This window comes from Xenococcus sp. PCC 7305, from assembly GCF_000332055.1.
Lineage (GTDB): Bacteria > Cyanobacteriota > Cyanobacteriia > Cyanobacteriales > Xenococcaceae > Xenococcus.
The window spans coordinates 1-20,334 of the sequence record NZ_ALVZ01000187.1 but is presented as its reverse complement, the minus strand read 5'-3'; the positions used below and the strand labels follow the sequence as shown (position 1 = coordinate 20,334).

Below are 20,334 nucleotides of genomic sequence, written 5' to 3'. Positions count from 1 at the left end.
ATAGAAATTTTAAGTTAAAGTCCCTCAATGAATAATCTTAATAGCGATCGCCTTGATTTACAGCAAGAAGCAATTCTCGATCCTAATATTCAATTTACCAATCCCGTCTCAGAATATTTAACCCAACCCCAAGCTATTTTATTAACTGGCGCAACGGGGTTATTGGGTTGCCACCTATTGACCGAACTATTGCGAAATAGTAATGCCGACATCTATTGTTTGGTACGCAGTAGGAATCCTGATGGGGGACAAGAACGAATCGAGCAGAGCTTAAAAGCTTATGGTCTAGACCAAGAAGTAGAGCGATCGCGTATTATTCCTCTAGTGGGAGATTTGGGTCAGCCTTTACTCGGTTTATCAACCGAAACTTTTCAGGAGTTGGCAACCAAGGTAGATGTGATCTATCACAACGGAGCTTATGTTAATTACGCTTATCCCTACGAAAGATTAAAGGCTCCCAATGTTTTGGGAACAGTAGAAATTATTAAGTTAGCTAGTTTAGTCAAAACTAAGGCCGTACATTTTACCTCCAGCATTTCTGTTTTCTTCAGTAAAGCTCATGGCTCGGCCAAGGAAATTCTGGAAACGGATATTCCCCAATATCACCCTAGTCTCAAAGGTGGCTATAAACAGAGTAAATGGGTAGCTGAAAAATTAATCTCCTCTGCGATCGCCCGAGGCTTACCAGGCGCTATCTATCGTCCGGTGAGGATTATGGGCCATAGTAAAACAGGAGTCATGGGCAATGTGAGTGATTTGCTAGTGACTTTGTTGAAAGGTTGTATTCAAATGGGCAAATACCCGGCTGCTACCGCTAGTATTAATTTGGTTCCGGTGGATTATGTGGCACAGGCGATCGCAGGTTTATCTTGGCAGACCGCATCTTTAGGCAAAGCTTTTCATCTGTCTAATGCCCAACCCTTGGCCTGGGAAGCAATGTGGGCAGGGGTAAATTCGGCCGGCTATCAGCTAGAAGAGTTGTCAGAACCAGAATGGATGAAGGAGTTAGAGACTTTTGCTAATAAATACCCTGACAATAAAATATTCGCTCTTTTATTATTGCTACTAAGTTCTCCTCATAAGTTATTTGCCGAAAAACCATTGTTTTGCGATCACCAAACTCAAGCAGGATTAGCGAATACCTCGGTTACTTTCCCCCCTGTGGATGGGCAGTTGATTGCTACCTATTGTAAGTATTTTCAAAAGAGTGGATATTTGGGCGATGGAAAACTTGAGGGAGAAGAGGAGAAGGAGGCAAAGAAGCAAAAGAAAACTTCAGGGTTTTGGAAATCGATCAAAGGAAATATGAGTCGTCAGCGTCGGATGACAATTAAACCTTTTCCCCGCGAAGGCCAGATCCCCCTTTCTTTTGGCCAAGAAAGATTATGGCATATCGATAGTTTGAATCCTGAGAATACAGTTCATAATCTCCATGCTAGTTATCAACTCGATGGCAGGCTAAATATATCTGCCTTAGAGAGCAGCATCCAAGAAATTATTAACCGTCACGAAATATTACGCAGTTCTTTCCCAATAGTTGAGGGTCAACCTGTTCAAGTTATTGCTCCGGAGATTCAGTTTAAACTAAAAGTTATTGAAGGGGAGGATAGTGAAATCCCCAAAATGATTGAAGAGCAATCGCAGCAACCTTTCGACCTCAACAAAAGCCCTTTAATTCGTTTTCTTTTAGTAAAAGTCACCGATACCAAGCATTATCTCTTAAGAACAGCTCACCATATTGTTACTGATTTTTGGTCGGATACGATCCTACTCAAAGAGTTAGCCAGTCTCTATCAAGCTTTTACGACAGAACAAGAACCATCTTTACCAAAACTACCAATTCAATATGCCGACTTTGCCCAATTCCAGCGTCAATGGTTACAGGGCAAAAACCTAGAATACCAACTAGATTATTGGAGAACTCAATTAAGCAGCGATATCTCTATTTTGGATTTACCAACTGATTATGCTTCTGCCACGATCGCAAGTTATCAAGGAGCATCCCATCTAGTAAAAATTCCGGCAGAAGTGACCAAATCATTGAAATCTATTAGTCATAGTGAAGGAGTTTCTTTATTTGTCACTTTACTGACTGGCTTTAAAACTTTGCTTTATCAATATTCAGGACAGGAAAACATTATTCTGTCTTCTCCTGTTGCAGGTCGGTATTTAGCAGAAACTAAAAAGTTAATCGGCTATTTTAGTAATATTTTGTTATTGAATACTGACTTTAGTAATGATCCCACATTACAGGAATTATTACATCGCATCAGTGAAGTAACTCTAGGGGCCCAAAAACATCAGGATTTACCTTTACAAAAAATTGTCGAAGAGATTGGCATTTCTGATGGGATTGTCTCCCGAGCTATGTTCACTTTACAAAATGCTCCTAGCCAACCAAAAGCCTTGGGTGAAGTCAATCTGCAGCTCCTAGAGAAAAAAGATGAGAAAAATGCTAATTTTGATATCTCTCTTTCTGTTCGAGAAGTAGATGATACTTTGATTGCCTTGTTCCGTTACAAAATAGATTTGTTCACTGAAGAGACAATTACTAAGTTTGCCAATAATTTTGTTAGTTTACTCAACAGAATAGTTAGGCAACCTGAAACTCATTTGTCTGAGCTGCCCTTGTTTAAAGATGATCTTGCTGTAGCTTACAAGCAGAAAGATTATGTAGCGCCACGCAATGAAACAGAACAAGCGATCGCGAATATTTGGGCGGAAGTTTTAAACCTCAATAACATTGGAATGCATGATAATTTCTTTGATCTTGGCGGTCGCTCCCTAGCTATGATGAGAGTTTACAATAAACTGCGGTGTAACTTCACTATAGAAGTCCCTGTTCTAGAGTTATTTCAGTCTCCAACTATTGAAGAAATGGCTAATTATTTGATTGTTTCCAATAGCAAATCTGCCTGATATAAATAATAACCGTAGAGACGTAGCCTGCTACGTCTCTCATGCTACGTCCCTATAATGCGATCGGGATTATCGCGAATAGAATAAATAAGGAACAATAGTAAATCATATGAAGCAGCTCTCCTTTGCCATCACAACTCTTCTTTATCTTTGTCTGGCGAATTTTCCTGTAAATGTTAAAGAAGCTCTAGCCCAAAATATTCAGCTCCAACAAACCTTGCTAGCTCAAGCAGAATGGAAATTATTTAGCTTTAATGCCGAAAAATTCCAAGTGCAATTTCCCTTCGAGCCAAAAATCTTCAAGGACTTCACAGATATTGATGGTCAACAACTAGATTGGTATCTTTTCCGTGTAGATGATGATTCCTACTGGAATCCCGCTAAAAAAGAAGATGATGCCAACTCTGTTTATTTAGTAGCCTATACAGATCTTACGGTTGAATATATCGAACAGTCAGGAAATGACCTTTTAGAAAAAATTAGCGATAATCTATTTCAAGAATTTGAGCTAGAAGAATTGAACCAACAAGGCAAGGCTATTTTCCTCAATGGGCAACCAGGATTAGAGTTTTCGGGAAACTTAGATGATTCTATAGCTGGCATGAGGTTATATTTAGTTGGCCAGCGCTTATATAGCCTTTATGCTATTTCTGACGATTCAACAAATATTGAGCAATTTTTCAACTCTTTCCAGGTGCAGTAAACATATTAAATTCAACTAAGCCGATTAGATCAATACCTAATTATCCCAATCCCACGAACTCATTACTCATTACTTATTACTCATTACTTATTACTTCCGCGCAGAGGCACAAATTACTTCTCTATGAGATAATTCTCTATTACTAATCGTAAAATAATTAATTTTTTATTAAACATATGACGAAAACAGCGTGGGTATTTCCAGGACAAGGTTCTCAAGCAATAGGCATGGGAGTTGATTTTCAAGAAAACCCCGTAGCGAAACATAAATTTGAGCTTGCAGAAAAAATTTTAGGTTGGTCAGTTCTCGATATTTGCCAAGGAGACGAAACTAATTTGTCTCACACTCTTTATACTCAACCCTGTTTATACGTGGTTGAATCTATTATTGCCGATTTGTTATTAGAAAAAACGACAGCACCTCAGTTAGTTGCAGGACATAGTTTGGGCGAATATGTGGCGCTTTACATTTCTGGGGTATTTGACTTTGAATCAGGACTTCGGTTGGTAAAAAAACGTTCTGAATTAATGAGTAAAGCTGCTGGAGGCAAAATGGCTGCCTTAATGAAATTTGATCGTAGCCAATTAGAAAATCTGATTGATGCCAACCCTGATGTTGTGCTTGCCAATGATAATAGTAGCGGCCAAGTTGTTATTTCAGGAACTCCCGAAGCAGTGGAGCAAGTACTAGCAGAAGTCAATGCGAAGCGAAAAGTAGAACTCAATGTTTCTGGGGCTTTCCATTCCCCTTTAATGGCAGAAGCTTCTGGACAGTTTCAGTCGGTTTTAGAGGGCGTTACTTTTAATGATGCGAAAATTCCTGTCTTGTCCAATGTAGAGCCGAGCCCAGCAACCAAAGGCGCAGAGTTGAAACAACGCTTAGCACAACAAATGACAGGTTCTGTAAAATGGCGGGAAATTATGGAGCAACTTAGTCAACAAGAAATCACAGAGACTATTGAAGTCGGCCCTGGCAAGGTGTTAACTGGTCTATTAAAAAGAGCTTGCAAAGGTATGGAATTGGGAACCATAGGCACAATGGAAGCTCTTGATAAATTGGGTAATGGGTAATGGTTTAATACTTCTTGTTTTAAAGATTGAATTTAGAGACTGAAAAAAATGGGGACCTAGGGCATTAGGGCTTTGGGGAATAACCATTGTTTGATCTCCCTAGCTCCCCAAATCCCTATTTGCCTAAACCAGAAGTAATAGGTAACCTGTTGCGAACACTTATTACTCATTACTTATTACTTACTACTAAGCGGCTTTTTCTAAAGAAGCTAGGGCATCAGGAATATTGTCAGAAGGAGCTTCAAAACTTCCAACAAACACATATTCTAGTCTTAGCTTCAACCAAGTAATTAATTGTTTATTGGTAGAAATAACGGCTGCCGATGGCTGGGGACATTTCGCTTTGATTTGGGAAAATTCTGGGGCTTCGAGAAATGCTGGTTGTTTGATTACCCAGAAATCGATTTCTTTGTTTTGCTCTTTGTAATTGCGAACTCTTTCTTCGATAACTTCCTCAAAAGGTTCTTCTTCAAATAAGAATTTTTGGCTTGCTAAAACGTAATGATATGTAGTCATTGTTAATTTTTCCTAGTCAGTATCTATTATTTTTTTTGAATTATTGTTGTGTTGAATATCTTTCAGCTTATAAATTATAGTTGTCCCTTAATCGCTAATTTCATTTCCCTGACGGCTCTTTCCATTCCGACTAATACCGCACGACTGACAATAGTGTGACCAATATTTAATTCTTCCATACCTGGGATACAAGCAACAGGGTAAACATTCCAGTAAGTTAATCCATGTCCTGCATTAACTCGTAATCCAGCGGCGATCGCAATTTTAGTTCCTGCCTCTAGATCTTCTAGTTCTTTGGCTTGACTCGCCTCATCGATCGCATCAGCATATTTTCCTGTATGTAGCTCAATAAACTTGGCACCAGTATTGGCCGCCGCTTCTATTTGCGCCGAATCAGCGTCAATAAACCAACTCACAGGAATTGCCGCACCTTGTAATTGGCTAACAATCTCAGTAAAGCGATCGCGATTAGCTAGCATATCAATGCCACCTTCGGTTGTTACCTCCTCTCGTTTTTCGGGAACTAAGGTGACATAATCCGGCTTAATTTCTAGGGCGATCGCAACCATTTCCTCTGTCGGGGCCATTTCTAGGTTGAGATGACTACGCACAGTTTGACGCAACAGATGCACATCTCGATCCTGGATATGACGGCGATCTTCTCGTAAATGCACGGTAATACCATCGGCACCACCCAATTCAGCCAAAACTGCCGCAGCCACAGGATCAGGTTCTACTGTTCTTCTCGCTTGGCGGATAGTTGCTACGTGATCGATATTTATTCCTAATGTAACCACTTTCACAAAAGATAAATGTAAGCTAAGATTCTATTTCTTAGAGATTGACGAACTTTTAATCATAGGGCAGACAGAGGAACCTAAGCAAGAGAAGCGGCGTAAGAATTTAAATTAATTATTATTCTCAAAAAATAGCAAAGGATTAAACTTATTTATGATGCTAGCAAACCCCGTATTTATAGGTATTAGTGGCTTTTTTTCTGGCATTCTAGCCGGCTTTTTAGGAATTGGTGGAGGCACTGTTCTCGTGCCGCTTTTGGTGGCTTTGGGTTATGAGCCGATTCAAGCCGTGGCAACCAGTGCTCTGGCCATTACGATTACTGCACTCTCCGGAACGCTTCAGAATTGGCGCATGGGTTATATTAAGCTTCAAAGCATTCTTTATTTAGGGCTACCAGCTCTTTTAGCGGCACAAGTTGGGGTTTATTTTGCCGATAAATTTTCCCCTGCTCTGCTCTTATTTGCTTTTGGACTGCTACTGGTTGTTAACATATTCCTAGTTGAGTTTCGCAAACGGATCATTGCCCAGCATCAAGGTGAGGCGCAAACCCCAATTGGGAATCCCATAGTTTCTAGAGTGGCAACGGGGGGAACAGCAGGTGTTTTGGCTGGTCTATTTGGAGTTGGTGGCGGGGTGATTATGGTGCCACTGCAAATTATTTTGCTCGGAGAATCTATCAAGACAGCGATTCGCACCAGTTTGGGTGTTATCGTTTTGACTGCTATTTCGGCTTCTATTGGTCATGCCCTAAAGGGTAATGTTCTTTTTGTGGAAGGACTGCTCTTGGGAACAGGAGGTTTGATCGGGGCTCAGGTCAGCACTCGTTTTCTGCCTAAATTACCTAGTAAAGTAGTTGGCTTCGCTTTTACTATGTTATTGGTGATTCTAGCTATTTATACTTTTTGGCAGGCTTGGGGGATTTATAGCCTTTCTCTAATTAGTGAGATACATAAGGATATGCTTTAGGGAATAGGGAATAGGGAATCGGGAACAGCAAACTGTATCTTATGAATATGAGAAACGCTATACCTAAAACCTAACACCAGTCTTTATGAAAGTAGTTGCTTATCTATACATAGATCCGTTGCTGGAAACCCCTCCTGATAAAAATATTTGGGGACAAGAAATTGATGATATTTATCTAGATTTAGCTGGTCGTCAGCAGCTACTAAAACTAATAGATGATTCGCAAAAGAATCCTCCTCAAAAAATATTCATTCGTCGCTTAGAAGATTTGGGTAATAATATTGTTGACATTGGCGATCGCCTTAAAAAATTAGAGTCTTTAGGGATAGAAGTTATTGCTATCGAACAAGATTATCAGTCTTCTAAATTTTCTCAAAAAAGTAATCAAGATACCAAACTTGCTCTAATTCAGCTATTAGAAAAAGTAACCAGTAATAAAAGAAAAGAACGTTTAATTCAAGGCCATGCGCGGAACCGTCTTAAGGTTTTACCTCCCCCAGGCAAAGCTCCTTATGGTTATCGTCGAGGACAGGATAAGTATATTATTGATAAAAGCACTGCTCCTGTCGTCAAAGACTTTTTTGAACAATTTTTGCTCTTTGGTTCCCTACGCGGTGCTGTTAGATATTTAGCTAAAAGATATGGGAAGAAAGTTGCTCCTTCCACGGGAAAAAATTGGTTGACTAATCCTGTGTATCGAGGCGATTTAAAGTATAAAGATAATCAGGTAATTCTCAACACCCATGCTGCAATTTTAGATCGGGAAGAAGCTGCCCAAATAGATAGAATATTGCGGCGTAATAGTCGCTTACCATCTCGAACGGCTAGTGCTCCTCGTTCTTTGGCGGGCTTGATTACTTGCCAAGAATGTCATTTGCCAATGGTAATATCGCGGGTGACACAAAGAAAAAATAAACAGGAGTATCTTTATCTGCGATGTCATGACTGTCCGCGAGAAACTAAATGTAAAGCAATTCATTATCAGGAGATTTTACAACAAGCTATTACTCAAATATGCGATGAACTACCGATCGCTGTTGAGCAGGTAAATTTGCAAAATATCACAATATTCAAAGAGCAGATCCAAAGCACAATTAAACAAAAAAAAGAAATTCTTTTGCAATTGCCAATATTGCAAAGACAAAATATTCTCGACCAAGAAACTGCCAAGCTTAGAAATTACAAACTACAAACAGAAATCTCACAATTAGAAACTCAACTGGCTCAACTGCCTCCAGAAAATTTAAAAGCGATCGCCAAGACAGTGTCCATTCCTCAATTTTGGTTAGATTTATCAGAACCAGAAAGAAGATTTTATTTTCGAGAATTTATTAAGCAGATCGAAATTGTCCGTTTGGATGGCAATAAATGGAATTTAAATTTAGTTTTTATTTTCTAAAGGTTCACAAGATCAAGATGACGCTTTTTGTATTAAGATATGTAAAATACACGACTTGGCTATGACTCCTTTTAACCTAAAACCTAACACCTAAAACCTAACACCTAAAACCTAACACCTATCCTCACTAGACCATAAATAGCCAAGTCGTGTAAAACACCGTTAGTCGCGATCGCAGTTAATGAAGCATCAAATTGGTTGGGACAATTTTGCACAGGAAGTAAGTCGCTCTGATGAGTCAATTAATTTGGCCAGAGCTAGTTTATATTGCGCTCAGGCAGAATATCCAGAGTTGGAAGTAGCAAAATATTTACAGCAGCTCGATCTGATTGCAGAAGATATTGCTATTAAGTTGCCATCACAACGCTATCCCCTACAAGTAATTAAAACGATTAATAATCATCTTTATAACTATCTAGAATTTACAGGTAACAGCGAAGATTACTATAATCCTAAAAACAGTTTTCTGAATGATGTTCTAGATTTGCGCACTGGGATTCCTCTTACTCTGGCGATTGTTTATTTAGAAATAGCTAAGAGACTAGATTTTCCCATGCTGGGAATTGGGATGCCCGGACATTTTCTCATTCGTCCTGATTTTAATGAGGCAGGTATTTTTGTCGATGCTTTTAATCAAGGAGAAATTTTATTTAAAGAGGATTGTGCGGCAAAACTACAACAGTTGTATCAACAGCCAGTAAAGTTGGAGCCCCGATTTTTAGCTCCAGTTACGAATAAGCAGATTCTGGCGAGGATGTTAACAAATTTAAAACAAATTTTTCTCCACCGCCGTCAATATAATAAAGTGCTAGCAATTATTACTGGTCTGTTGGTTTTATTTCCCAATAATCCCCATGAATTACGCGATCGCGGCTTGTTATACTATGAGCTAAAGATTTGGCCAGAAGCTTCTCAAGATTTACAAGCCTATCTCAAACTTGCAGATTATGGTGATGAATATCAAATGATTAAAATGATTGTCGATAAAATCGAAAATAGCTTTCCATAGCAGTTTTTGTCATAATTATTAATTTCTAATTAACTAAATGTATATTAGTATTGTCATTCCCACTTATAATCGGTTACCAATTCTCAGAAAATGTTTGGCTATCTTAGAAAAACAATCTTTTGATGCCAATATGATTCAGGAATACGAAATTATCTTGGTTGATGATGGTTCAACGGATCATACGATCGAATGGCTTGCTGATCATAAAAATCAATTCCCCCATATAAAAACCTTTCAACAAAATCATCAAGGTCCTGCCGCTGCCAGAAATTTAGGAATAGAAAAAGCAGAAGGAGACACTATTATTTTCATTGATAGTGATTTGGTAGTCACCGAAAGTTTTTTGCAGGCTCATGCTGATGCATTGCTTGCAGGGGCGGAAAAGACAAATAGCGATCGCATTTTTACCTACGGGGCAGTCATTAATACTTGTAACTTTGAAAATCCGACATCAGAGCCTTACAAAATCACTGATTTTTCCGCAGCTTATTTCGCCACGGGAAATGTCGCGATCGCCAAAAAATGGCTCGAAAAAGCGGGGAAGTTTGATACGCAGTTTCATCTTTACGGATGGGAAGATTTAGAGTTAGGAGTCAGATTGAAAAAACTAGATTTAAAACTTATTAAATGTCCCGAAGCTGTAGGCTATCATTGGCATCCACCCTTTAATCTAGAACAAATCCCCAATCTAATTGACAAAGAAATCCAACGGGGCAGAATGGGAGTTGTCTTTTATCAAAAACATCCTACCTGGGAGGTAAAAATGATGATTCAGATGACAATTCTACATCAAATACTTTGGGGAATTTTGTCTTTGGGAGGCTTACTTAACGAAAAAACAATGGAGCCATTATTAAAGTTTTTGATAGCTAAAGGAAAACCTCAACTATCTTTGGAAATAGCTCGCATTTTTCTTAATTGGTACAATGTCCAAGGCGTTTATCAAGCATATCGAGAAAGCAAAACGTGATCGGGCTTTGCCCTTGAGGGCAGAAGGCAGAGGGCAGCGGTGCGACCCCGCGCCTTTGCAAGGCGCTAGGGAACGCGCACCAAGAGAGAAGGCAGATGGATGTGCGCTTCTGCTTTCGCTCGACGCTTAAAACAAATTACTGCCCAAATTCACTACGTGCTTGTTCGACAATATCGACGGTTACTTCTTCTGATTGGGCAATACGAGCTAGTTCTTCAATTCTCTGACGAGCTTGAATGCGGACAAAGAAAGGAATTCTGTTAAGTTTAATCTGAGCTTCTTGAGTCCAAAATAAATTATTGTTAAATGGAAACCTGCTGATAGTCATTTTTTAGGCCCTGTTAAGTTAAAGATCCCCGAGACTAGAAAAATACTTCAATGTTCATTCTCTATAGTCACCATTTTATAACCAAGATTATGGATAGCTAAACTTCGTAATTATTATTAAACATTTTTCACAACTCAGTAAGATTGAATTTTTGAAGTAACAAAGAGAGATTTGCTCATAGCGACAATGCCATTAATATGTTCTTCCCTATACTATTGTTGTTAGTATTTACCGATAGTTGATAATTGATTCATGGGAAAAACGAAAGTAGGGTTGTTGTTTGGTGGTCGCTCAGGAGAACATGAGGTCTCTATTGTCTCAGCAAAAGCGATCGCGTCTGCTTTAAATCAAGATTCCAATGCAACCAAATATGAAGTTATTCCTGTTTATATTGACAAGCAGGGGACTTGGCATGAATCTGATGTTTCACAAAAAGTTTTGGAATCGGGGGAAAGTTTAGCTCAAGAAGCTGATCAACGTAATCTATGGCAATTTCCCCAGCATCTAAATGAAATAGAGCTATTTTTCCCTATTCTGCATGGTCCTAATGGAGAAGATGGCACTATCCAGGGATTATTAACTCTAATGCAAATTCCCTACGTTGGTAGTAGTGTGCTCGGATCTTCTGTGGGCATGGATAAAATTGCGATGAAAACGGCTTTTGCTCAAGCTGGTATCCCCCAAGTGAAGTATTTAGGGGTATCTCGTGCTCAAGTTTGGTCTAGTCCTTGTGTTTTTCCCAAACTCTGTGATGACATTGAGGCGACTTTAGATTACCCCTGCTTCGTAAAACCTGCCAACTTAGGGTCATCCGTCGGCATTACCAAAGTGCGATCACGAAGTGAATTAGAATCAGCATTAGATAATGCAGCCAGCTTTGACCGACGCATCATCGTCGAAGAAGGAGTAGTTGCGAGGGAAGTCGAATGTGCGGTTTTAGGAAACGATCATCCCAAGGCTTCTGTAATTGGGGAAATTAGTTTTGCTAGTGACTTTTATGATTACGAAACCAAATATACTTCAGGTTTAGCAGAGTTATATATACCGGCGAAACTTAGCGATGCGGTAGCCGAACAAATTAAAGAAATGGCCCTACAAGCTTTTGCCGCCGTGGATGCAGCGGGACTAGCTAGAATAGATTTTTTCTATGTGGAAGCTACAGGAGAAATTTTTCTTAATGAAATTAATACCTTGCCTGGTTTTACTTCTACCAGTATGTATCCCCAACTCTGGAAAGCAACAGGAATTGAATTTCCCCAATTAATAGATAAATTAATTTCTCTAGCTCAAGAACGCCATCAAGAATCATTGAACAATAAACAATAAACGAAGGCAGAAGAATGAGGGCAGAAGGCAGAAGTTCTCTTGTTAAGAAGTGGTTTTGAACCCTCCCGAACCCTGTTTCTTCCTAAAGGGAGAGGTCTTAAACCAAAGTGGGAAGGAAGAAGTAGATTTAAACCTTCTGCCGTCTGCCGTCTGCCATCTGCCTTCAAGGGCGAAGCCCGATAAACTCAAATTACTTTTGACTTTTGACTTTTGACTTTTGACTTACTCGTCAGTGTTAATCTGTAGTTTGTGACGAAATTTTAAGACCTGTAGGAGGGAACTTTTGGAACGCACTTTTATTATGATCAAACCCGATGGGGTACAACGTAATCTAGTAGGTGATATTGTCGGTCGTTTTGAGACCAAAGGCTTTACTCTTGTGGGCATGAAACTCATGCAAGTGTCTCGTGAACTAGCCGAGCAACATTATGGAGTCCATAAAGAAAGACCATTTTTTGGCAGCTTAGTCGATTTCATTATTTCCGCCCCTGTAGTCGCAATGGTGTGGGAAGGTGATGGTGTGGTTGCTAGTGCCAGAAAACTTATTGGCGCGACCAACCCTCTGACTGCTGAACCTGGAACGATTCGAGGAGATTTTGGAGTTAGTATTGGACGCAATATTATTCATGGTTCCGATGCGATCGAAACAGCTCAATCGGAAATCGCTCTTTGGTTTAAAGAAGACGAGCTAGCCAGTTGGGCGCCGACTATCACACCCTGGTTATACGAATAATTCTAGATTGGTTTGCTTCATTTGGTAGGGGAGATTTGCGAATCGCCCCTACTATTGGCTAACACTTTAGCGTAGCAAATTCGATGCTATCAAGCATTCCCATTGGTTTCGGCTCTGGGCTGAATAACACCATAACCACCATGATTGCGGGAATAGATGACATTGATCTCATTAGTTTCACTGTTACGGAACATATAGAAGTCGTGATCTATTAACTGCAAATGTTCTAACGCCTCCCGAGCCGTCATGGGTGGCATAGTAAAGTATTTTGTTCTGACTACTTCTTCTGGAAGTTCAGGGGCGCGATCACTAATTAGATTAGTCTCTACAAGATCCTCGACAGGAGGCTCTTCGACAACTTCTCTACTATTAACTTGAGCATGAGTTTTTTTATGAAGCTGCTTTTCTTTATATTTGCGTAATTGACGAGCAATCTTATCTGACACCATATCGATGCTAGCGTATAGATTTTCACTACCTTCTTGGGCTCGAATTACAGTTCCATTGGCATAGACAGTCACTTCTGCTTTATGTTTATCATTCACACGATGCTTTCGAGCTACAGATAGGTGAACATCTACTTTAGTAGTAATACTCTGATAATGTCTAACTGCTTTCTCTAGCTTCTGTTGAACATAGTCATGAATTGAGTCGGTAACGGTAATATCATTGCCTTGGATTAAAAGCTTCATACTCAATACTCCGTGATATACAACAGTTCATCCCGATAAAACGATATCCAGTAATTAAAATAGATTCCCCAGGCTAAATAGTGGGATGAGAATGGTAACTCTAAGAAGGTTGCAGTAAAAACTACATTATTTCTTAAGGTTATGATATTTTTGCTATTATTTAGCTTAGGATTTGAAATCTACTTTCCGCTTCAATTCCAAGTTAATTTTGGGACACTCCAACTGACAAAATAGTCAGTAACGAATCGAACCTTGGACAGAATGCGTCTATTCTCTTAGAATTGTCTTCTTTTTCAGTCGTACTAATGCAGACAACTCACAGATTTTTCTTACTCTTATATTTTGGTTGAGCAAAACTTTATTACTGGATATTGTATGTGTACATAATAGCACTTTGTATTCTCCGTGACATATGCGCCGGAATTCTTTTTATTTTCTTTTACATTGGTTGACATTTTTTAAAATTAAATGGCAAATTCACAAAAACAAAAAAGACATTGTGTGGTAATAAATTGGGGATTAGTTGCCTACCAGGATGCTTGGTTGAGGCAAAAGTCTCTGGTCACAGAGCGCATTAGCAATCCTGATTTAGAGGATATTCTAATTTTGTCGGAGCATTTTCCTGTATATACCTTGGGAACTGGTGCTAGCACTGATTTTCTTAAGTTTGATTATGACGAGAGTACTTCTGCTAAATCTGATTTAAAACGGGAAGTCTATCGTGTTGAAAGAGGGGGTGAGGTGACCTATCATTGTCCAGGACAGTTAGTTGGTTATCCGATTTTGAATCTACGTTACTATCAGCAAGATTTACATTGGTATCTCCGGCAGTTAGAAGAGGTTATTATTCGGACAGTTGCGACCTATGGCTTAAATGCTGAGCGGATCTCTGGGCTGACAGGTGTTTGGCTAGAAGGGAAAAAGATTGCGGCGATCGGGATTAAAGTTCGCCGTTGGATTACTATGCATGGTTTTGCTTTGAATGTTTGCCCTGACCTTACAGGATTTCAAGATATAGTGCCTTGTGGCATTATAGATAAGCCCGTGGGCAGTTTAAATGAGTTTATTCCTAATCTTACAGTGGCAGAAGTTCGCGTTAAGCTGATTCGTAGTTTTGCTGAAGTATTCAATGTTGAGTTGGAGAATAAGGTAGATTAAGAAAAAAAGCTGGAATTATTAACTTTAAATAAAAAATGCAACGAAAAATTATTTTTACTATTATTTGGGTCAGTTTTCTTAGTTATGCTTTTTTCTTTGCCCCTGCTGCTTCGACCGATACTTTAGATTTAATTCTCGATTTATCAGCAGGTAATTGGGCAGAGATTAATCCTTGGGTGGTATCTTTGTTTAACCTGATGGGGATTTTACCCGCTACCTATGCTTGTTTGTTGTTATTTGATGGTAGAGGCCAAAAATTGCCTGCTTGGATTTTTGTTTTGGGCTCTTTTGGCTTAGGTGCTTTTGCCCTATTGCCTTATCTTGCTTTAAGAGAATCGAATACAGTTGGAGATCCCGAGAGAAATTTGTTGTTAAAAGTTTTGGAATCTCCTGTTACTGGTCTTGTGCTAACAGTGGGCGCGATCGCATTACTAGGGTCAGGTTTAATGTCTGGAGACTGGGCCGACTTTGTGATGCAATGGCAGACTAATCAGTTTATCCATGTTATGAGTCTCGATTTTTGTTTGTTATCCCTGCTATTTCCCACTTTGGTCAAGGATGACTCGATCAGAAGAGGAATCAAAAACCCTGAGATTTTTTGGGTAATTAGTTTTATTCCTCTATTTGGAGCCTTGATCTATTTATGTTTGCGTTCCCCTCTGAGCAATGAAAATCAGCTCGTGAGCACTCAAGCATAGAGCATCGATAACGAAGATTTTAGTTCGTTTCCTTTTCTGATGAGGGTTTTTCTGGCTCAATAGTAGCTGTATCTTCAGTTGCTGTCTCTTCTGTAATTACTTCTAGGGTTGTTTCTGCTTCATCTTCAAGGAAATCCCAGTTGCTTTCTTCTTCGACTGCTTTTTCTTCTGGAGGTGTTGCTACTGCTCCTGTTTCTGTGGGGGCAGGTTCGCTGTTCGCAGTGGTGACTTCCCTTGTCTCTGGTGCTTCTTCGGTCTCATCATCTAAAAGCTCGTCTAATTTTGTGTTGATGATCGAGTTTGTCTTTTCCGGATCAGGCTTTGGTTCTTTAGTCCCAAAGTTGAGTATTTTACCAAATAAACCTGGCTTTTTATTGTCTATATCGGGAACATCTGAGCTGGTTGTAGATTCTGTTTCGGATTCAGCTACGGTTGCCGCTTCTATCGAAATATCTTGACTTTCCTCCGCAAGATTTGGTTCTGTAGTTTCTGTCAAAGTCTCTTCTAGAGTTTCAGGAATTGTATCTTCTATTCCATCAACAACAACTTCTTCTTCGGCCACAACAACAACTTCTTCTTCTTCGGCCACAACTTCTTCTGTGACAGGAATAATCGGGAATTGGTCTCCTTTTTCTGTTTCCTCAACAGTCTCACTCACCTCCTCAAATTCTTCTGCTGCTTGTTCCTGCGGAATTTCTTCTGGTTCCGTGACCTTAGGTTCTGCAACTTTGGGAGAACGATTTAGCAATCCTCCGAGAAAACCTGTCACAGAAAACCTATTGAGGTTCATTTGTTCACTGGGATTAACAACAGCTTTTCTTAGTTTAATAACTTGCCAAGCATAGGAAATTAATAAAGCTACTGCGGCCAATTGCCCTAGAAGTACTGCACCTGTGAATTGAGCTGCACAGAACCATAAAACTAAAGCATAGAAAAATCCTAATCCGCTCCAAAAAAAGTCATCTTGGCGATGAATTTTGGGCATAAAGAAGGCTGTCAAGAATAATATAGAACTACTTAAGCCAACAGCGATCGCTAATCCATAGGGCAGCATGGTTTTATTTCTCCTTCTCTATTTCTTTACCTATTTTGCGCCAAGACTGGTCTCTAGACTATAAATTGAAGCAAGTCTTTTACTTTTTAAGTGATAAGTAATGTTGCAGCATTGATTTTGTGCAGGAGGACATTAAGTTATATTTAGTTTCTATTTAGTCATTATATTAGTCAATAATCCTTCAAATAATGCTCGTCCATCAGTAATGCCGATCGCGGGATCTGAGGCTCTTTCGGGGTGGGGCATCATGCCTAGAACATTACCTTGAGAGTTAATAATTCCTGCAATATTATTCAAAGAACCGTTGGGATTATTCGCTTCATCGACTTCCCCTTTGGCACTGCAATAACGGAATAAAATTTGATTGTTATCTTCTAGACTTTTAATTGTATTTTCCTCAGCAAAATATCTACCTTCTCCGTGGGCGATCGGGAAAGTTACGATTTGATTTTGCTGATAGTTACAAGTCCAGTCGAGATCGTTTCTAACTACTTTTACCGGAACGCGATCGCAAATAAAATGGAGATCTCGGTTGCGAATCAAAGCCCCAGGCAATAATCCCACCTCGGTTAACACTTGGAAACCGTTGCAAATTCCTAGCACCATTTTTCCTGCTTTAGCATGGTGAATCACACTATTCATCACGGCAGAGAACTGGGCGATCGCACCGCAACGCAGATAATCACCATAACTAAAACCACCAGGAATTACCAGAATATCAATATCAGAAATATCCGTTTCTTGATGCCAGATCATACGAGTATCGATACCCAATAAACCTTGAGTAACCGTTGCCATATCGCGATCGCAATTAGAACCGGGGAAAACAATAACGCCAAATTTCATTTACTTATTACTTATTACTTATTATCTCGATCCCACGAAGATGGGACTTATTACTCATTACTTCATTTCAGCTAGCTGTTCGATCTCGAAGCGATAATTCTCAATTACAGGATTAGCTAAGAGGCGATCGCACATTTGATCTAATTGGGTTTTTGCATCATCATCATCATTAGCAGTTAGATTCAATTCCACATATTTGCCAATTCTGACATTGCCCACTCCTTGGTAACCCATTTGTTGCAAGCCAGATTCGACTGCGGTACCTGCTGGATCAAGAACGGAAGAACGGAGCGTAACATAGATACGTGCGTGATAATGATTAGGCATTGTCAAATAAAGGTATAGTCGAAAGCAAACTAACCCAATTAGTTTACCCTAAAGAGATACCGATAATTTTATATGAAATTTTACCGATGAAAAATCAAAGAACTCGTTCCCAAGAAAAAGTCATAGAAATACTCCAAGACCTCAAAAAAGCAATTTCAGCCCAGGATCTTTATATTGAATTGCGCAACAATAACCAAAACATGGGTTTGGCGACAGTTTATCGCTCTTTAGAAGCCCTAAAACTCCAGGGAGAAGTCCAAGTAAGAATTTTACCCAATGGAGAATCGGTATATAGTTCCATCCATCGCGATCGCCATCATCTCACTTGTGTTAACTGTGCAATTTCTATACCCATAGACGAATGTCCAGTTCATGATCTTGAACATCATTTAGAAGATTCCCACAAGTTTAAAGTTTACTACCATACCCTAGAATTTTTCGGCCTATGTGATGATTGCCAAAACAAGTCAACAATGGAAAATTAAAAATTGCTTACCCATTACCCATTAAATTATCTCAGCTTCAAAAGCAACCCCTTCTTCAATAAAACTATCGCCGAAATTCGCGATGATATCATCTCTTTCTGCCCCTGTCACATAGAGATAAGAACCAGCAAGATTTAGATTGCGGAAGCGATAAAACTCCGTAGCTTCGGCAGCCCCGACTCCATAAACATAAAAAGCTAGACCTTCTTCGGTAAAAGCTTGGGATAAATTAGCATCACTGTGAATATTAGACCGTTCTGACTCCCCTACTAATAAATAAGATCCAGGATTTTCGTTACTCTGAAAACGATAGAGTGCAACAAGATCATCATCGGCTGTAACTGCCGCGTTAAAAGCAATTCCCTCATCGGTAAAATCAGTAAGAATATTATTGGTTTCCCCTTCCCCTGTATACAGATAATTTCCCAAGAGCTGATTACCTTGCAGACGATGAATGGGAGTATCTAATAATACCGCTGTGGTTTCTCCACCATTAATATAAAACTGAGCCTGCTCAAAAACCGCATCACCGACTTCTCGGCCCAAACTGCGACTGTGAATATCTCCATCATCAAAGTGAATTCCCCCATAGAGGCGGGAAACTCCAGCTTCATCAGCAGCTTCGGAGAAAGTTTCCCAGTCCAAAGTAATCTCTTCTGCTGGAGTAATGCCTGGTTCAAAGCGAGACTCTCCAGTCGCAAAAGTTACAGAGGCCCCAAAATCATCACTGCCAGTAAATAAATTGAGTATTTGCGCACCTGCGGCGCTAAAAGCACTATGTCCTGAAGTGTATTCAGAAAAAGGTGGTGAAGGATCTGCTCCTGGAGTTTGGTAGGTCAGAAAATCGGTAGCTAAGATAGTTTGAGTGCCTTCTCCAGGCTGCCAAGCTTCAATGGCAAAACCACCTAAATCTGCGTCAAATTCCCCAATTAATCCTAATTCTCCCAGCTCACGAATTGTTCTTGCCGGGCGATTATAATCGTAAAAAACTTTCGATTCCCAGGTAGCAACTCCCGCATCAAAGACCGCATTACCTAAGGCGAAAAATAATTTCACATCATCATCTAGGCTATTCTCATCTCGTGAGGAGACAAATTGCCCAAAAGTCATCCAAGTCCCTGGCGGGAAAGAAGTTCCCCCACCATCTTCCCAAAACTCGGCAATCAATTTTTGCTCATCCGTTAGATTGGCACTAAATTCAATTACTTCATTTGCTTGATCAATGAATTCAGGGTTAATAACTGAACCGATCAAGCTTGGGTCAATATCTAATAGGGAACCATCTTCTAGAGTTATAGTTTGAGCATCTAAATCAACGGCTCCATCTACCAATAAAAAGGGTTCTGGGGCGACAGGACGAAATTGGCTTCCTGAGTCCAAAGCAAAAGGAATGACCTCTCCCCATTGTGGAGTCAAAAATTGTTGAACCGAGCCAGTGGGATCGTCAATGGGCACGAATTCTGGAGTCCATAATTCAATATTGACTGTCTCCCCAGGACTATTAATAGATTGATAATTTGTGATATCAGAATAGGGATGACCATTGCCATTGGGATCATCGCCTAATTGATTAGAACCATCATTATGTCGAAAATCCAGTAGAGTCTGAGCGGAAACATTCCCGATTCCGGCTGCAGTAGTTATATCGGTGGTTAGATTGTCTGTATCGTATCCCAGCTCTGCCATTAAAGCATCAAAAATAGCAGTTTGGGAGGGGAATAAATTTTCTAGGACTCTATAGGCTGCATAGCTAATAGCTTCTTGTTTATTGTCTTCTGTGACTTCTGCTTCAGGACGTTGTAAATCCTCTCCTAGTTGAGTGCTAATAGCTGTTAGATCGTAGGCTGCCCAAGCATCGAAAATAGCTGTATGAACTATACTATAAGCTCGGGAGGCGATTGTCGGCCCAGGAGCTGTATTAACCACTGCTTCTTGTACAGCCTGATCCCACAGTACGGAAATTGTAGGGGAAGGATCTTCGACTGTGACTAATTGGGTTTCGGGGTTGATGATTAGTTCTGCCATAGAATATTCACTCGGTATTTATTGGGTGGCGTTTTCAGCAATCAAACACTGAATTATTTATGAACCTATGAAAAATTAAGAGTTAAGGTCGACTTCTTCGTTCAAAATGCCCAATTTTTTGACTAAAAAATCGGAAAAGGCCTGGCGTCGAGCCTAACCTAAGAAATTTTTGATTACAATTTTGTAATTTAAGTTCACAATTGCTGAATTTAAACTATAAATATGGGAAGAAATTCATCAAACTCAAAACTCAATATCTAATGGGGAAACATCTTTTAGTGTTAGTTTCCCAATGGCTTAGAAATAAAAAAT

The 20,334-nt window shown here is 39.7% G+C and carries 20 protein-coding genes; 12 read left to right on the top strand and 8 right to left on the bottom strand.

Annotation, left to right across the window (positions count from 1 at the left end):
• The first annotated feature begins 27 nt into the window (after nt 1–27).
• The 3 genes from XEN7305_RS26730 (at nt 28) to fabD (ending at nt 4,692) form a co-directional block, all read left to right on the top strand.
• A complete protein-coding gene (locus tag XEN7305_RS26730; protein ID WP_006510231.1) occupies nt 28–2,919 on the top strand; it encodes a thioester reductase domain-containing protein in 2,892 nt (963 codons plus the stop codon).
• 109 nt (nt 2,920–3,028) lie between these two features.
• Nucleotides 3,029–3,622, top strand: a complete 594-nt coding sequence (locus XEN7305_RS14605; protein WP_006510230.1) for a hypothetical protein — start codon at nt 3,029–3,031, stop codon at nt 3,620–3,622.
• Between the two features lie 176 nt (nt 3,623–3,798).
• A complete protein-coding gene (gene fabD, locus XEN7305_RS14600; RefSeq protein ID WP_006510229.1) occupies nt 3,799–4,692 on the top strand; it encodes an ACP S-malonyltransferase in 894 nt (297 codons plus the stop codon).
• Between the two features lie 186 nt (nt 4,693–4,878).
• Here the strand turns inward: fabD and XEN7305_RS14595 are convergent, their stop codons facing one another.
• Together XEN7305_RS14595 and XEN7305_RS14590 are read right to left on the bottom strand one after the other, a co-directional pair.
• Nucleotides 4,879–5,208, bottom strand: a complete 330-nt coding sequence (locus XEN7305_RS14595; RefSeq protein WP_006510228.1) for an MgPME-cyclase complex family protein — start codon at nt 5,206–5,208, stop codon at nt 4,879–4,881.
• Between the two features lie 74 nt (nt 5,209–5,282).
• Nucleotides 5,283–6,005: a pyridoxine 5'-phosphate synthase gene (locus XEN7305_RS14590; RefSeq protein ID WP_052035180.1), complete on the bottom strand. Its 723-nt coding sequence runs from the start codon at nt 6,003–6,005 to the stop codon at nt 5,283–5,285.
• A 154-nt stretch (nt 6,006–6,159) separates the two neighbouring features.
• On the opposite strand from XEN7305_RS14590, the gene XEN7305_RS14585 reads away from it, so the two are divergent.
• From XEN7305_RS14585 to XEN7305_RS14570, 4 genes are all read left to right on the top strand, one after another.
• Nucleotides 6,160–6,972 (top strand): sulfite exporter TauE/SafE family protein, encoded by an 813-nt coding sequence (locus XEN7305_RS14585; RefSeq protein WP_006510226.1) that lies wholly within the window; start codon nt 6,160–6,162, stop codon nt 6,970–6,972.
• A gap of 85 nt (nt 6,973–7,057) precedes the next feature.
• Nucleotides 7,058–8,371 carry a recombinase family protein gene (locus XEN7305_RS14580; protein WP_006510225.1) on the top strand — a complete coding sequence of 438 codons (1,314 nt, stop codon included), beginning with the start codon at nt 7,058–7,060 and terminating at the stop codon, nt 8,369–8,371.
• A 181-nt stretch (nt 8,372–8,552) separates the two neighbouring features.
• Complete coding sequence (locus XEN7305_RS14575; RefSeq protein ID WP_006510224.1) at nt 8,553–9,380, top strand: SirB1 family protein; 828 nt, start codon at nt 8,553–8,555, stop codon at nt 9,378–9,380.
• Between the two features lie 37 nt (nt 9,381–9,417).
• A complete protein-coding gene (locus tag XEN7305_RS14570) occupies nt 9,418–10,350 on the top strand; it encodes a glycosyltransferase family 2 protein (RefSeq protein WP_006510223.1) in 933 nt (310 codons plus the stop codon).
• 136 nt (nt 10,351–10,486) lie between these two features.
• Here XEN7305_RS14570 and XEN7305_RS14565 read toward each other — a convergent pair whose 3' ends face one another.
• On the bottom strand, nt 10,487–10,678 hold the full coding sequence (locus XEN7305_RS14565) for a PCP reductase family protein (protein ID WP_006510222.1): 192 nt from the start codon (nt 10,676–10,678) through the stop codon (nt 10,487–10,489).
• Nucleotides 10,679–10,930: 252 nt separating this feature from the next.
• Here XEN7305_RS14565 and XEN7305_RS14560 point away from each other — a divergent pair, with 252 nt between their 5' ends.
• Nucleotides 10,931–12,004: a D-alanine--D-alanine ligase family protein gene (locus tag XEN7305_RS14560; protein WP_006510221.1), complete on the top strand. Its 1,074-nt coding sequence runs from the start codon at nt 10,931–10,933 to the stop codon at nt 12,002–12,004.
• A 283-nt stretch (nt 12,005–12,287) separates the two neighbouring features.
• The gene (ndk, locus tag XEN7305_RS14555; RefSeq protein WP_006510220.1) at nt 12,288–12,737 is read left to right on the top strand and encodes a nucleoside-diphosphate kinase; all 450 of its coding nucleotides are present in this window, start codon (nt 12,288–12,290) and stop codon (nt 12,735–12,737) included.
• A gap of 89 nt (nt 12,738–12,826) precedes the next feature.
• Here the strand turns inward: ndk and hpf are convergent, their stop codons facing one another.
• Nucleotides 12,827–13,429, bottom strand: a complete 603-nt coding sequence (hpf, locus tag XEN7305_RS14550; RefSeq protein WP_006510219.1) for a ribosome hibernation-promoting factor, HPF/YfiA family — start codon at nt 13,427–13,429, stop codon at nt 12,827–12,829.
• 468 nt (nt 13,430–13,897) lie between these two features.
• Here hpf and lipB point away from each other — a divergent pair, with 468 nt between their 5' ends.
• Together lipB and XEN7305_RS14540 are read left to right on the top strand one after the other, a co-directional pair.
• On the top strand, nt 13,898–14,587 hold the full coding sequence (gene lipB / locus XEN7305_RS14545; RefSeq protein ID WP_006510218.1) for a lipoyl(octanoyl) transferase LipB: 690 nt from the start codon (nt 13,898–13,900) through the stop codon (nt 14,585–14,587).
• A gap of 35 nt (nt 14,588–14,622) precedes the next feature.
• Entirely contained in the window at nt 14,623–15,285 is a 663-nt protein-coding gene (locus XEN7305_RS14540) for a hypothetical protein (RefSeq protein WP_006510217.1), read from the top strand.
• A 19-nt stretch (nt 15,286–15,304) separates the two neighbouring features.
• Here the strand turns inward: XEN7305_RS14540 and XEN7305_RS26725 are convergent, their stop codons facing one another.
• From XEN7305_RS26725 to purS, 3 genes are all read right to left on the bottom strand, one after another.
• On the bottom strand, nt 15,305–16,339 hold the full coding sequence (locus XEN7305_RS26725) for a Ycf66 family protein (protein WP_006510216.1): 1,035 nt from the start codon (nt 16,337–16,339) through the stop codon (nt 15,305–15,307).
• Nucleotides 16,340–16,489: 150 nt separating this feature from the next.
• Complete coding sequence (gene purQ / locus XEN7305_RS14530) at nt 16,490–17,185, bottom strand: phosphoribosylformylglycinamidine synthase subunit PurQ (protein ID WP_006510215.1); 696 nt, start codon at nt 17,183–17,185, stop codon at nt 16,490–16,492.
• A gap of 57 nt (nt 17,186–17,242) precedes the next feature.
• On the bottom strand, nt 17,243–17,512 hold the full coding sequence (gene purS, locus XEN7305_RS14525; RefSeq protein WP_006510214.1) for a phosphoribosylformylglycinamidine synthase subunit PurS: 270 nt from the start codon (nt 17,510–17,512) through the stop codon (nt 17,243–17,245).
• Nucleotides 17,513–17,598: 86 nt separating this feature from the next.
• Between purS and XEN7305_RS14520 the strand changes: the two genes are divergently transcribed.
• Nucleotides 17,599–17,997: a Fur family transcriptional regulator gene (locus tag XEN7305_RS14520; protein ID WP_006510213.1), complete on the top strand. Its 399-nt coding sequence runs from the start codon at nt 17,599–17,601 to the stop codon at nt 17,995–17,997.
• A 21-nt stretch (nt 17,998–18,018) separates the two neighbouring features.
• Here XEN7305_RS14520 and XEN7305_RS14515 read toward each other — a convergent pair whose 3' ends face one another.
• A complete protein-coding gene (locus XEN7305_RS14515; protein WP_006510212.1) occupies nt 18,019–20,022 on the bottom strand; it encodes a vanadium-dependent haloperoxidase in 2,004 nt (667 codons plus the stop codon).
• Between the last annotated feature and the right edge of the window lie 312 nt (nt 20,023–20,334).

Excerpts from the sequence above, each read along its gene's own strand:
- XEN7305_RS14575 (WP_006510224.1), top strand. The coding sequence starts at position 8,553 with ATGAAGCATCAAATTGGTTGGGACAATTTTGCACAGGAAGTAAGTCGC.
- XEN7305_RS14580 (WP_006510225.1), top strand. The coding sequence starts at position 7,058 with ATGAAAGTAGTTGCTTATCTATACATAGATCCGTTGCTGGAAACCCCT.
- XEN7305_RS26725 (WP_006510216.1), bottom strand. The coding sequence starts at position 16,339 with ATGCTGCCCTATGGATTAGCGATCGCTGTTGGCTTAAGTAGTTCTATA.
- purQ (WP_006510215.1), bottom strand. The coding sequence starts at position 17,185 with ATGAAATTTGGCGTTATTGTTTTCCCCGGTTCTAATTGCGATCGCGAT.
- XEN7305_RS14585 (WP_006510226.1), top strand. The coding sequence starts at position 6,160 with ATGATGCTAGCAAACCCCGTATTTATAGGTATTAGTGGCTTTTTTTCT.
- XEN7305_RS26730 (WP_006510231.1), top strand. The coding sequence starts at position 28 with ATGAATAATCTTAATAGCGATCGCCTTGATTTACAGCAAGAAGCAATT.
- XEN7305_RS14565 (WP_006510222.1), bottom strand. The coding sequence starts at position 10,678 with ATGACTATCAGCAGGTTTCCATTTAACAATAATTTATTTTGGACTCAA.
- lipB (WP_006510218.1), top strand. The coding sequence starts at position 13,898 with ATGGCAAATTCACAAAAACAAAAAAGACATTGTGTGGTAATAAATTGG.
- purS (WP_006510214.1), bottom strand. The coding sequence starts at position 17,512 with ATGCCTAATCATTATCACGCACGTATCTATGTTACGCTCCGTTCTTCC.
- XEN7305_RS14515 (WP_006510212.1), bottom strand. The coding sequence starts at position 20,022 with ATGGCAGAACTAATCATCAACCCCGAAACCCAATTAGTCACAGTCGAA.
- hpf (WP_006510219.1), bottom strand. The coding sequence starts at position 13,429 with ATGAAGCTTTTAATCCAAGGCAATGATATTACCGTTACCGACTCAATT.
- XEN7305_RS14605 (WP_006510230.1), top strand. The coding sequence starts at position 3,029 with ATGAAGCAGCTCTCCTTTGCCATCACAACTCTTCTTTATCTTTGTCTG.
- fabD (WP_006510229.1), top strand. The coding sequence starts at position 3,799 with ATGACGAAAACAGCGTGGGTATTTCCAGGACAAGGTTCTCAAGCAATA.
- XEN7305_RS14560 (WP_006510221.1), top strand. The coding sequence starts at position 10,931 with ATGGGAAAAACGAAAGTAGGGTTGTTGTTTGGTGGTCGCTCAGGAGAA.
- XEN7305_RS14570 (WP_006510223.1), top strand. The coding sequence starts at position 9,418 with ATGTATATTAGTATTGTCATTCCCACTTATAATCGGTTACCAATTCTC.
- XEN7305_RS14595 (WP_006510228.1), bottom strand. The coding sequence starts at position 5,208 with ATGACTACATATCATTACGTTTTAGCAAGCCAAAAATTCTTATTTGAA.
- XEN7305_RS14540 (WP_006510217.1), top strand. The coding sequence starts at position 14,623 with ATGCAACGAAAAATTATTTTTACTATTATTTGGGTCAGTTTTCTTAGT.
- XEN7305_RS14520 (WP_006510213.1), top strand. The coding sequence starts at position 17,599 with ATGAAAAATCAAAGAACTCGTTCCCAAGAAAAAGTCATAGAAATACTC.